This is a genomic window from Corallococcus sp. M7 (assembly GCF_054512695.1).
The window spans coordinates 5630791-5642725 of the sequence record NZ_CM137252.1 but is presented as its reverse complement, the minus strand read 5'-3'; the positions used below and the strand labels follow the sequence as shown (position 1 = coordinate 5642725).

The 11935-nt window shown below is 69.6% G+C and carries 10 protein-coding genes; 7 read left to right on the top strand and 3 right to left on the bottom strand.

Annotated elements, in window-relative coordinates:
• Positions 1-39 precede the first annotated feature (39 nt).
• Together ACX114_RS22380 and ACX114_RS22375 are read left to right on the top strand one after the other, a co-directional pair.
• Positions 40-2457 carry a helicase-related protein gene (locus tag ACX114_RS22380; RefSeq protein ID WP_459287616.1) on the top strand — a complete coding sequence of 806 codons (2418 nt, stop codon included), beginning with the start codon at positions 40-42 and terminating at the stop codon, positions 2455-2457.
• A complete protein-coding gene (locus ACX114_RS22375; RefSeq protein WP_459287614.1) occupies positions 2454-3440 on the top strand; it encodes a hypothetical protein in 987 nt (328 codons plus the stop codon). The genes ACX114_RS22380 and ACX114_RS22375 overlap by 4 nt, the downstream gene beginning before the upstream one ends.
• 30 nt (positions 3441-3470) lie before the next feature.
• Here ACX114_RS22375 and ACX114_RS22370 read toward each other — a convergent pair whose 3' ends face one another.
• On the bottom strand, positions 3471-3842 hold the full coding sequence (locus ACX114_RS22370) for a DUSAM domain-containing protein (RefSeq protein ID WP_459287612.1): 372 nt from the start codon (positions 3840-3842) through the stop codon (positions 3471-3473).
• A 542-nt stretch (positions 3843-4384) separates the two neighbouring features.
• Here ACX114_RS22370 and ACX114_RS22365 point away from each other — a divergent pair.
• Positions 4385-6103: a B12-binding domain-containing radical SAM protein gene (locus ACX114_RS22365; protein ID WP_459287610.1), complete on the top strand. Its 1719-nt coding sequence runs from the start codon at positions 4385-4387 to the stop codon at positions 6101-6103.
• Between the two features lie 102 nt (positions 6104-6205).
• Here ACX114_RS22365 and ACX114_RS22360 read toward each other — a convergent pair whose 3' ends face one another.
• Entirely contained in the window at positions 6206-6841 is a 636-nt protein-coding gene (locus tag ACX114_RS22360; RefSeq protein WP_459287608.1) for a DUF6600 domain-containing protein, read from the bottom strand.
• A gap of 249 nt (positions 6842-7090) precedes the next feature.
• Here ACX114_RS22360 and ACX114_RS22355 point away from each other — a divergent pair, with 249 nt between their 5' ends.
• Positions 7091-7801, top strand: coding sequence for a siderophore-interacting protein (locus ACX114_RS22355; protein WP_459287606.1), 711 nt, complete (start codon positions 7091-7093; stop codon positions 7799-7801).
• Between the two features lies 1 nt (position 7802).
• Here ACX114_RS22355 and ACX114_RS22350 read toward each other — a convergent pair whose 3' ends face one another.
• The gene (locus tag ACX114_RS22350) at positions 7803-8168 is read right to left on the bottom strand and encodes a hypothetical protein (protein WP_459287604.1); all 366 of its coding nucleotides are present in this window, start codon (positions 8166-8168) and stop codon (positions 7803-7805) included.
• 348 nt (positions 8169-8516) lie between these two features.
• Between ACX114_RS22350 and ACX114_RS22345 the strand changes: the two genes are divergently transcribed.
• Genes ACX114_RS22345 through ACX114_RS22335 form a run of 3 tightly spaced genes read left to right on the top strand, consistent with a single transcriptional unit; the run spans position 8517 to position 11925 of the window.
• Positions 8517-9188 carry an Isoquinoline 1-oxidoreductase subunit gene (locus tag ACX114_RS22345; RefSeq protein ID WP_459287602.1) on the top strand — a complete coding sequence of 224 codons (672 nt, stop codon included), beginning with the start codon at positions 8517-8519 and terminating at the stop codon, positions 9186-9188.
• Positions 9185-9646 (top strand): (2Fe-2S)-binding protein, encoded by a 462-nt coding sequence (locus tag ACX114_RS22340; RefSeq protein WP_120523719.1) that lies wholly within the window; start codon positions 9185-9187, stop codon positions 9644-9646. The genes ACX114_RS22345 and ACX114_RS22340 overlap by 4 nt, the downstream gene beginning before the upstream one ends.
• 11 nt (positions 9647-9657) lie before the next feature.
• Positions 9658-11925: a xanthine dehydrogenase family protein molybdopterin-binding subunit gene (locus ACX114_RS22335; RefSeq protein ID WP_459287600.1), complete on the top strand. Its 2268-nt coding sequence runs from the start codon at positions 9658-9660 to the stop codon at positions 11923-11925.
• Positions 11926-11935 lie beyond the last annotated feature (10 nt).

Here is an 11935-nt window from a genome sequence, read left to right as displayed (position 1 = left end):
TCCAGGGCGGAGGAGGGGGTTCGGGGTTAGTCTTCGCCAATGAGCTCGAGCCCATCCAGCCGGCCGTCCGTCGTCGTGGCGGAGCTGGGGCCCACGAACACCGGGAAGACCTACCGCGCCATCGAACGGATGCTCGAGCACGACTCCGGCATCATCGGCTTGCCCCTCCGCCTGCTCGCCCGAGAGGTCTACGACCGGGTGACCGCGAAGGTGGGCGAGGGCCGGGTCGCGCTGATGACGGGCGAGGAGAAGCGCATCCCGCCCCGGCCCGACTACTGGATCTGCACCGTGGAGGCGATGCCGACCGACCGGGAGGTGGACTTCCTCGCGGTGGATGAGATCCAGCTCGCCGCGCACCGGGAGCGTGGGCACGTCTTCACGGACCGGCTGCTGCACGCGCGCGGGCGCAAGGAGACCTGGTTCCTGGGCGCGGAGACCATGCGGCCCATGGTGCAGGCGCTGATTCCGCATGCGTCCATGAAGCGCGCCACGCGCCTGTCGCAGCTGCGCTACGCCGGGCGTCGCTCGCTGAAGAGCCTGCCGCCGCGCTCGGCGGTGGTCGCGTTCTCCGCGGACCGCGTCTACGAGCTGGCCGAAGCGCTGCGTCGCCTCCGGGGCGGGGTGGCGGTGGTGCTGGGCGCGCTGTCGCCCCGGACGCGCAACGCGCAGGTGGCCATGTATCAATCCGGCGAGGTCCAGTACCTCGTGGCCACGGATGCCATTGGCATGGGGTTGAACCTGGACCTCAACCACGTGGCCTTCGCGACGCTCTCCAAGTACGACGGCGCGGAACAGCGCGACCTGTATCCGGACGAGCTGGCGCAGATCGCCGGCCGAGCGGGGCGCCACCTCAACGACGGGAGCTTCGGCGCGCTGAACACGCTGCCGGAGCTGCCGCCGCGCATCGTCTCCGCCATCGAGTCCCACCGCTTCCCAGCGGTGCGCAGCCTCATCTGGCGCAATTCCTCGCTCGACTTCTCCAGCCCGGAGGCGCTGCTGGACTCGCTGTCGCGGGCGCCGCGAGACAGCGCCTTCGTCCGGGTGGAGCGCGCGGATGACTTCGACGCGCTCAAAGGGCTGTCCGCGGTGCCCGCCATCCGCGAGCTCACCACCGACAAGGCCTCCGTGGAGCTGCTGTGGCAGGTCTGCCAGGTGCCGGACTTCCGCAAGGGGCTCTTCGGGCAGCACGTCGCGCTGCTGCGCGAGACGTTCCTCCAGTTGACGGCCGGGGACGGGAAGCTGGACCCCGCCTGGTTGGGCCGGCAGGTGTCGCCGCTGGAGGATGCCTCCGGAGACATCCACACGCTGATGGACCGGCTCGCGGCCATCCGCATCTGGACGTACATCAGCCATCGTCCGGGCTGGCTGAACGACGCGGAAGCCTGGCAGGAGCGCACGCGCCGCATCGAGGACGCGCTGGGCGACGCCCTGCATGAGCGGCTGGTGGAGCGCTTCGTCCAGCGGGCGGCGAGGAGGAGCGCGCGCCGCTTCGTGAGGGCCAGCACGCAGCCGCAGGCCGGTGTTTCCGACAGTCCGTTCGCGAAGCTGGGGCAACTGCTGACGGAGGTGCCGGGCGCGGAAGGCGCGGTGATGACGGAGGAGCAGTTCGTCCAGCGCGTGGTGGACGCGACGCACGACGCGTTTGAAGTGGACGCGGCGGGGCGCATCTCCTTCGAGGCGCAGCCGCTGGCCCGGCTGGTGCGGGGGCGCGACCGGCGCTCGCCGCAGTTGGCGTTGGCGGAGCCGGAGGTGTGGACGGGAGGCGCGCGTCAGCGATTGGAGCGCCGGTTGGTGGCGCTGGCCAGGGACCTGGTCACGGAGGCCATGGGAGGCTTTCCGGCGGAGTCCTTCACGAGCGCGAGCCGCTCACCGGCGACGCGCGCCGTGGCCTACCAGTTGGCGGAAGGGCTGGGCGTCATCTCCCAGGCGGAGGCGCGCGAGCAGTGGCGGCTCCTGGACGAGGAGTCGCGGGAGCGGCTGAAGGCGCAGGGCGTCCACGAGGGCCAGCGGTACCTCTACGTCACCCAGGCCCTGTCGCCCCAGGCCCTGGAGCGGCGGGCCATGTTGACGGCGCTCTTCCAGCAGGCGCCGTGTCCGCAGGGAATCCCCCAGGAGCCGGCGCTGAACGTCTCCGCGCTGGCCGGCCGGAGCGCGCGGTCCTTCGGCTACGAGATCATCGGGCCGGTAGCGCTGCGCATCGACATCGTCGAGCGGCTGGGAGAGGGATTGCGAAACCCGCAGGGCGCGAAGCAGGTGCACGCGCTCATGCAACAACTGCGATTGGACGGCGGCGTCCGCGCGCAGGTGCTGCGGACGTTGGGCGGACAGCCTGGAGGCGCCACGCAGAAGCGGCGTCGAAGGCGGCGGGGACGGAAGCCGTCGGCGACGGCGCCGGATGCGAGTGGTGTTCGCGGTCGTGAACCGGCAGGCTCGAGCCGGTTCAACGACCGCCCATGAAACGATTCCTCCTCTTCGCCGCAAGCGTCATCGCCATCTATCTTGGTGTGCTCGGTCTGGTGCTGATGACGGCCCCCAGGCATGACCAGGACGGCGCCTTCGCCATGGGGTTCGGCTTCGTGCTCGTCATGGGCGCGATGGTGTCGGCGGGGGTGATCGCGCTGGGCGGAGCGCTGATGCTGCTCTGGCAGCACTTCATCGCGAAGAACCCGAAGGTGTCCCGGGCAGGCGTCGTGTTCGCGGGCGTCATCCTGGCGGGCCTTGCGGTCGTGGGCGTGAAGCAGCTGTTGGAGCCCTCCTACGAGGAGAAGCAGGCGGTCCGGAGGGCCAATGAGGTGCGCACCGCCATCGCAACCCACGACGTGGAGCTGTTCTCGAGGGTGCTCCACGAGCGGCTCCGGGAGGGCAACGTGGACGAGGCCGAGGACCTCCTCGCCGCGGGCCCCTTCACGGAGCAGGAGGTCCTCCAGCAGCAGTTGGCATCCTCCATCGCGCTGGATCCCGAGCAGCGCGAGTTCCTGGCGAGGTTGGGGGGACGCCACGCGGATTTCATCGCGAAGCTGCCCTACCGGTTGCGAGCGCGATACCGGGGCTACGAACGTCTCGGCACCGGTGACATGCTGTGGGGGGATGAGAGCGGGTCGGCGCTCTTCTTCGCGTTCCAGCCATTCCATGAGCTGGGGAACACGCCAGCGCAGCGGGACCCGGAGAGCAGCGCCCCGGTGTTCAAGGCCGCGAGCCAGCTCAGCGCGAACATCCAAGCCACCGGCGCGTCTCCGCTGTACATGCTGGTGACCATCCCGTACCTGCAGGTGTTCCGGAGCGCTGAGCAATCAGAGCTCGACGACGACGCGAAGGAGCGAAGGCGGTCGGCCCTGGTCCTGCTCCGTCAGCGAGGCATGGAGCTGAACGCCGAAGAGAAGCAGGACGCGGAGCTCCAGGCCGCGCTGCGCTCGTCGGGCCTGTCCGAACTGTTGGAGTGACAGGGCCACATTGGTACTGCGCTTTGTCCGTCACGGCTCGTCAGACATGCCGGAGAGCTGCTCCAAGGCGAGCTCGCGGTAGTAGGGGACGACTTCGACAGCGAGCACGTCGCGCATCTGCTGGCGCGCACTGTCGAAGTCTCCCTGCCGCTGGAGCCTCCACATCTCGTGCAGCGCGTCTGTCAGGCGGTTTGAGCCCTCCGCGATGCGCCGCTCAGCCTCGTGCACCAGGGCCAGCGCCCCATCGCTGGTGCTCAAGGCGGCCTCTGCATCCGCGATGGAGACCTCCTCGGCTGTGCGCAGCAAAAGGGTGCGCACATCGTCACTCAGTGTCAGCGCCGCTCCCTCGCGCAGGACGCGCCGTGCAAGGGCGCGAAACGGGCTCCAGTCGGGTGTGCTCATTCGGTTCTCACCGCTTCGGCTTGGATGGGCGGCACATATCAAGGGGCCAATCGTGTTGCCCCTCGCATCTGCGCAGACAGTCAGTGCAGGGACCCGCGAATCGACCGTCCACGCAGCCGTTCCAGTTTCGCAAGCACCTGTTCTTCCACGCGGGCAGGCGTGGATCATCCACGTAATCGTTGGCCTCGGAGTTGGTGTGTGTGCCGGTGGCGCCGACACCCGCGGCCATGATGACCGCTGCTTCGGCGGCGGTGAGGCCGCATGCTTCTGGAAGCCCTGGGTGTCGCTGAATGCAGTCCGTCTCGGTGTCCATCGCGACGGTGGCACATCCCAGGCTGAGGGCCGCGAGGATGGGGACAAGGTCGCGCCACCAGCCGGCGGTTCTCCGGGCTGTCATGAAGCGCGGACACTACCGTGGAGAGGGGCCGTCCAGGGAGCAGGCCGGCGGCCTGGGAGGAGGGGAGGCGACGAATCCACGCGGGGCCTGCCCGGATTCGCCTATACGCTGGTCTTCGTCTCCCTCCCATGCCGGTGGTCGTCCCATGAGCAGTGGTCGTGCCCTTTCGCCAGTCCTCCTCGTCGGTGCCGGAACGGGCGAAGCCACGTGCGGCATCCTCTACCTGGCGAGCTACCTGCGACGCGGCGGGATTGAAGCCTTCGTGCGGCTGTGGGACGGGGACGAGAGCGCAGGCGAGATGACGCAATCCTTCGAGCGCCTCATCGCCCGCGTTCGCCCGAAGCTCATCGGCATCAGCCTGAAGTGGTTCCACCACGTGGACCGCGCGCTGCTCATCGCGCGGACCATCCGGAAGATCGACCCGTCCATCCGCATCGTCGTGGGCGGCAACTCCGCGTCGTACTGGTGGAAGGAGTTGAGCGGCTACGACTGCATCGACCACGTCATCCTGGGCGATGGCGAAGTCCCGCTGCTGGCGCTCTGCAACGGTGAGGAAGCTCCGCCCAACTGCGTGACGCGGCACCCGGATGGCCGTCCCCGCCGGTTGCCGCTGGCGTACGTGCAGCGCTCCACCAACACCCAGGACGTCTACTACTCGCACTTCAACGAGATCTTCCTCAGCCAGATGGACGCGCACTCCTTCTCCGGCTGGGTCGCGCCCGGCAAGGGCTGCGGCGAGAACTGCCTCTACTGCGGCGGCGCGCGAGGCAACCAGAAGGCGGACTTCGGGCGCGCGAAGCCGTTCCTGCGAGCCGAGGAGAACGTGCGCAGGGATCATCAGGAGATCGCCAGCCGGACCTGGCAGATGCGCTACGACTTCGCGGGCAGCACGGCGGAGTTCCTCGGGAGCACCTGGGCGGGCGTGGACCTGTCGCGCCACTGCTGCACGTACTTCCTCTGGGGCGTGCCTCGCGTGGAGCTGGTCGCGGCGCTGGCCGAGACCTTCCAGCGCATCTACATGGTCATCGACATCGGGTGCTTCTCCGAGCAGCAGCGGCTGGAGCAGATGGCCAAGGGCCTGCTCAAGCCCTGCGCGAAGGACCGCGAACTGCTCGATGTCATTGAGTCCGTCCGCCGCCATCCGAACGTGGAGGTCGAAATCTCCGGCATCGGTGGCCTGCCATTCATGAACCGGGAGCGACTCGCGGAGGAGCTGCGGCTGGTGGAGCGCATCATCGGCCTGGACTGCGTGGTGGGCTACCAGCGGCTGGAGGCGCAGCCCGGAGCGCTCGTCACGGAGCACCCCGCGCGCTTCGACATGGTGACGGAGGCGAAGACGTTCGCGGAGTTCCTCGACTACTTCGAGCGCCGCGAACCCGGTGACGTGTCCGTGCCGATGATCCGCTTCAAGGACAAGGAGCTGGAGGCCGCGGTGCAGCGCAACTCGGACCGGGTGGACGAACTGGCCTGGAAGCACCGGGACTCGAGGAAGCGCGTGGACCTCCACGGCCGCACGCGGCTCAAGAACACCGCGCCCTCGACGAAGCGCTTCACGCTGGGAGACTGGCTGGGCAGCCACCGCGCGCCCGCGAAGCTGGCGAAGGAGCCGGTGACGGTCCTGCGCTCGGTGGACGGCATCACCCTGAGCTGCGCTCCGTCCATCAACCCACGCAAGTTCACCGACCCCACGCTGACCCAAGGCGAGGACGGCGCCATCCTCCTCGCCGCCCTGGCCGCCTTCGATAAGCCCACCACCGTCTCCAGCGCGGTGTCACACCTGGGCACGAAGGAACGGCTGGATCCGCACTCCGCCCGAGAGGTCATCGACCATCTGGTCGACGGGCGCTTCCTCCAACCGGCGTAGCTGACATCCCTCCCTATACCCTCGGAGCAGGAGCCTGTTCTGGGAGGTCTACGTCTCGGGCCCGGAGTCGAGCCCCGATCCGAAGACCTGGCGGACGGAGTCCTACCGCCCGCTGCTCGGCTGAAGGCCCGCATGGGCACCAGGCTCTGAGTTCCCAGCGGACGCACGAGGCGGATGACCCGTCGGCGGAGTCATCGGCTTCGCGACCGGTACCTCCTGTCCGGTGGCCCGGGCGACCACCTCCGGCTCCGGCCCCCGGTTCCAGTATCCCTCGCGAGCCACCACGTGCTCGCCCACGGGCTGCGTCTGGCGCATCAACTCCTGGACCTGTGCCTCCGGGAGGAGATGCGACCCCACGTCGGGCTGGACGAAGTTGTTCGCGCTCACGAACGTCCAGCTCAACCCGGTGTTGATGCCCGGCGGCGCGAGGGGCTGCCAGCCAACGAAGCCATTTCCCCAACGCCAGTCCACCCAGGCCGGGGCCCATTCGCTGTCGGGCCACCACAACCAGCCCTCCTTCGGCGTGGTGAACCACCGGCCGTAGTGGAAGGGCGCCCAGCCCCACTCCGCGTCGCTCTCGAAGGTCCATCCCCAATCACTGGAAACCCATCGGCCGCCGGTGGAATACGGAGTGAAGCCCGCGCCCACTTCATTCGGGTCCGGCCGCCAGACCCAGCCGACGTCTGGCAGGTTCATCCACGTGCCGTAGGGTGCCAGCACCTCCCGGAACTGGGACATGGGGTTGTCCAGAGGAGTCGAGCTGGATGTCACCTGCGGGCCGAATTCCTCCGGGCCCATCGCGCAGCCGCTGGCTGCCAGGATGGCAAGGACACTGGTGCCGGTCCGAAGCCAGCGCACCCGGGGATTCCAGGGGCCCATGTCCGGTTCCTTTCGTGGGGGTCTGCCCTGCAAGGTGAGGACGCCTTCACGCAACTTCACGAGCCGTGAACGTGCAGGAGGCGTATGAACGCCTGAACGGAGGCTCCAATGGCAAACGCCAAGGCCATGCTCGGAAGCATGCTGGGCCGTTTTCTCTTCACCGAAGCGAAGGTGGCCCAGGTGCGCGAGGTCTCACGCGCCTTTCGACAGATTGACTGCGAAGGGCCCGCGCTGCGCGGACAGGGCTGGACCCCCGGCGACAAGGTGCAGGTGTTCCTGCCGGGGATGGGCATGCGCACGTACACGCCGCTGTCGTGGGACGAAGCGCGCGGCGCCACGGCCTTCCTGGTGTACCTGCACGGCGACAGCCCGGGAGCGAAGTGGGGCCGCGACGTACGCACCGGAGACACGGTTCAGTTCTTCGGTCCCCGGCGCTCGGTGGCGCTGGAGTCCGGCGACGCGCCGGTGGTGCTCTTCGGTGACGAAACGTCCTTCGCGGTGGCGCACGCATTCCGCACAGGCGCGAAGCGCGACGTCACCCCCATCTTCGAGGTGACACGCCGAGAGGACTGCGCGCCCGCGCTGCGCGAGCTGGGCTTCGAGGGCCACGACGTGGAGCGCACTGCGGGCGACGCGCACCTGGCGCAGGTCCACGAACGGCTGCGCGAAGTCCTGCGCGCGAAACCCGGCGCGACGCTGGTGATGACGGGCCGGGCACAGTCCATCCAGGCCCTGCGCTCGCGGCTGCGCGGCGACGGCGAACGCGCCACGCCGAAGGTGAAGGCCTACTGGGCCGTGGGCAAGTCGGGGCTCGACTGATTCAGGCCGGAGCGAACTGGAGGCCGCGCAGGAAGTCGTCGCGGCCCCGCGTCACGCCCGCCGGGCGGCGCTTGGACTTCTGCTTGAGGAAGCGCGAGGCGTCCTGACGGCGGTAGCAGGTGAGGAGCCGGTCCTCATCATTGAGGATGAGGATCCAACCGCGCGCCTGCCGCGCCAGGGACGAGTCACGCAGCGAAACCGGCAGGTCGCGCTCGTGCACGGTGAGGTGGGTGGCACCACACGCCCGGGCGGGAGTGCCGAACTCGAGGATGAACGCGATGACCTCCTCGCGCAGCCTCCAGCGGGCACACTGCTCGACGAAGAGGCGGGTGAGGGAGAACACGGACGACGCGGGGCTCTGGCGCATGGCGGGCTATCTCCTTGCGCGCTTCCCAATACACACCGCGTTCCAACGCCCCGCCCACGCGATTCCGCGCACTTGCGCGAAGCGCCCCCGCGCCCCGAAAGACATTCCGTCAATCCCGCCCGCGGCCTGTGTCACCGAGGCACGGTGCCTTCACGAAGGCCGCCATCCCTCACGCCGCGTGACGGCGCCGCCCACTCCCGGGTCGGGTCCGTTCTGAAGAAAACCTTCACAGGCCATGCGGCTTTTTGAAAGGCTCCGGGAGGGCAGGACCGGGGCAGCATCGCCCCTCCGGCCTCGCGACGCAGCGTGGGCTGGAGGACCTCTGGCCGAAGGGATGGACGGGGCACGATGAATCTTCGCTCGAAGGCACTGGGAGCCGTGCTGGGCGCGGGGGCGGCGGGGCTGTCGCTGTCGCTCCTGTTCAGCGCGGGATGCGGAGGCCGCGCGGCGCATGTCGGCGTGGTGCCGCCGCCCGAGAATCCACAGGCGCTCCGGCCGCCGGAGGCCTTCGCGGGCATCGGCGACAAGAAGGAGCGCTCGCGGGCGCTGTTCCTGGAGGCGAGCCGGGTGATGCTGCATCCCCGCTGCGTCAACTGCCACCCCGTGGGCGACAGTCCCCTCCAGGGAGAGAACAGCCAGATCCATGATCCGCCGGTGGCCCGAGGCCCCGAGGACCAGGGCGTGCCCGGCCTGGAGTGCACCTCCTGCCACCAGGACCGCAACGCGCAGTTGGCGCGGGTCCCTGGCGCGCCCAAGTGGCACCTGGCGCCCAAGGTGATGTTCTGGGAAGGCCGCACGCCCCGCTCGCTGTGCGAGCAGTTGAAGGATCCGGCGCGCAACGGCGGCAAGAGCCTGGCGGAGTTGATCGAGCACTCGGCGCATGACGAGCTGGTGGGCTGGGGCTGGAAGCCCGGGGCGGACCGGGTTCCGGCGCCGGGAACGCAGGCGGAGTTCGGGGCCCTGGTGGCCGCGTGGGTGAAGGACGGCGCGGAGTGCCCGCGCGAGGAGAGCCGACCGTGAGCATCCGTCTGCGAGTGAATGGGACCGAGCACGTGCTGGACGTGGATCCGGAGATGCCGCTGCTCTGGGCGCTGCGCGACGTGCTGACGTTGACGGGCACGAAGTACGGCTGCGGCCAGGCGCTCTGCGGCGCGTGCGTCGTGCACATCGACGGCGCGGCGGTGCGCTCGTGCGTGACGCCGGTGCGCCGCGCGGAGGGCCGCGAGGTGATGACGATTGAAGGCCTGTCGCCGGACGGCTCGCACCCGTTGCAGAAGGCGTGGGTGGACCTGGCGGTGCCTCAGTGTGGCTTCTGTCAGGCGGGGCAGATCATGACGGCGGCGGCGCTGCTGGCGAAGAAGCCGAAGCCCACCGACGCGGAGATTGATCAATCGCTGGCGGGCAACCTCTGCCGCTGCGGGACGTACACGCGCATCCGCACCGCCGTGAAGAAGGCGGCGGGACTGCCGACGGAGTGAGGACCGCCACCATGCAAGACACGCGCATCCGTCTGTCGCGCCGCTCCGTGCTCGAGGGAATGGGACTCGTGGCCGCGGGCCTGGGGTTGGAGGTGTTCCTGCCCGCCAGGGCACACGCCGCGCCCATGCCCACGGCGATGCCCGAGGTGCCCACGGGGGGCCTGAGGGCCAACGTCTTCGTGCACGTGGCGCCAGACGGCGTGGTGACCATCGTCTGCCACCGCTCGGAGATGGGGCAGGGCGTGCGCAGCTCGTTGCCGGTGCTCATCGCGGACGAGCTGGGCGCGGACATGGCCCACGTGAAGGTGGTCCAGGGCGACGGCGACGAGTCCTACGGCGACCAGAACACGGACGGCTCCAGCAGCGTGCGGAAGATCTTCGACGACCTGCGCTACGCGGGCGCGACGGCGCGCACGATGCTGGTGGCGGTGGCGGCGAAGCGCTGGAAGGTGGCGCCCACGGAGTGCGAGGCGCGCGACCACGCGGTGTTCCACAAGGGCACGCAGCGGACGCTCAAGTTCGGAGAGCTGGCCAGTGAAGCGGCGAAGCTGAAGGTCCCCAAGAAGGAAGCGGTGACGCTCCGTCCGCGCAGCGAGCTCAAGCACCTGGGCAAGGAGCTGCCGCTGCTGGACGGTCCGGACATCGTGACGGGCCGCGCGGTGTTCGGCGCGGACGTCGTGTTGCCGGGGATGCGCACGGCGGTCATCGCGCGTCCGCCCGTGGCGGGAGGCAAGGTCGCCCGCTACGACGCGGCGAAGACGCTGGCGGTGCCGGGCGTGCGGCAGGTGGTGGAGCTGCCGGCGGCGACGAAGCCCTTCCTGTTCCAGCCGCTGGGAGGCCTGGCGGTGGTGGCGGACAACACCTGGGCGGCGATGAAGGGCCGCGCGGCGTTGGACGTGACGTGGGAGGGCGGGGACAACGCCGTCTACGACTCGGAGTCCTACCGCGAGCAGCTGCTGGAGGTGATTGGCAAGCCGGGCAAGGTGGTGCGCAACGTCGGCGACGCGGAGGGCGCGCTGGCGAAGGCGGCCAAGCGGGTGAAGGCCACGTACAACACGCCGCACCTGGCCCACGCGCCCATGGAGCCGCCCGCGGCGGTGGCCAAGGTGGAGAACGGCACCTGCGAGGTGTGGGCCACGACGCAGAACCCGCAGGCCGCGCGCAGCGAGGTGGCGAAGGCGCTGGGCATCGACCCGTCGAAGGTGACGGTGCACGTGACGCTGTTGGGCGGCGGGTTCGGCCGCAAGTCGAAGCCGGACTACGTGGTGGAGGCGGCGCTCGTCGCGAAGGCGGTGGGCGCGCCGGTGCGCCTGCAGTGGACGCGCGAGGACGACGTGCGCCACGACTACTACCACTCGACGAGCGCGCAGCGGCTGGAGGCGGGCCTGGACGCGAACGGCAAGGTGGTGGCGTGGCATCAGCGCATCGCGTTCCCGCCCATCGGTTCGACGTTCTCCGACGCGACGTTCGCGGGGGACGGAGAGATGGGGCAGGGCATCGTGGACCTGCCGCTGGCCATCCCGGACGTCCGGATGGAGAACTGCGAGGCGCGAGCGCACACGCGCATCGGCTGGCTGCGGTCCGTGGCGAACATCTACCACGCGTTCGCGGTGCAGAGCTTCATCGACGAGCTGGCGCACGAGCGCGGCACGGATCCGCGAGACACGCTGCTGGAGGTGCTGGGGCCGTCGCGCATCGTGACGCCCAAGGACCTGGGCGTGGCGAAGATTCCGAACTACGGCCAGTCCATTGAAGAGCACCCGGTGGACACGGCGCGGCTGCGCCGGGTGATTGAACGGGTGACGGGCCTGTCGCGCTGGGACGAGCGCAAGCGGGAGGGCAGGGCGCTGGGGCTGGCGGCGCACCGCAGCTTCCTGACGTACGTGGCGGTGGTGGTGTCGGTGGTGAAGGACGCGGACGAGCGCATCCGGGTGGACGAGGCGTGGATCGTCGCGGACGCGGGCACCATCGTGAACATGGAGCGAGTCCGGGCGCAGATGGAGGGCGCGGTGGTGTTCGGCCTGAGCCTGGGGCTCTACGGCGCCATCACGATGAAGGACGGCGCCACGGTGGAGAGCAACTTCCGCGACTACCGCCTGGCGCGCATCGCGGAGACGCCAAGGCGCATCCACGTGGACATCATCCCCAGCGACGGCCGCCCCGGAGGCGTGGGCGAGCCTGGAGTGCCTCCGGTAGCACCGGCCCTGGCCAACGCAGTGTTCGCTCTCACGGGGACGCGTGTGCGCGAACTGCCGTTGGTGAAGACCGTGAAGGTGTAGGCGGAAGCCT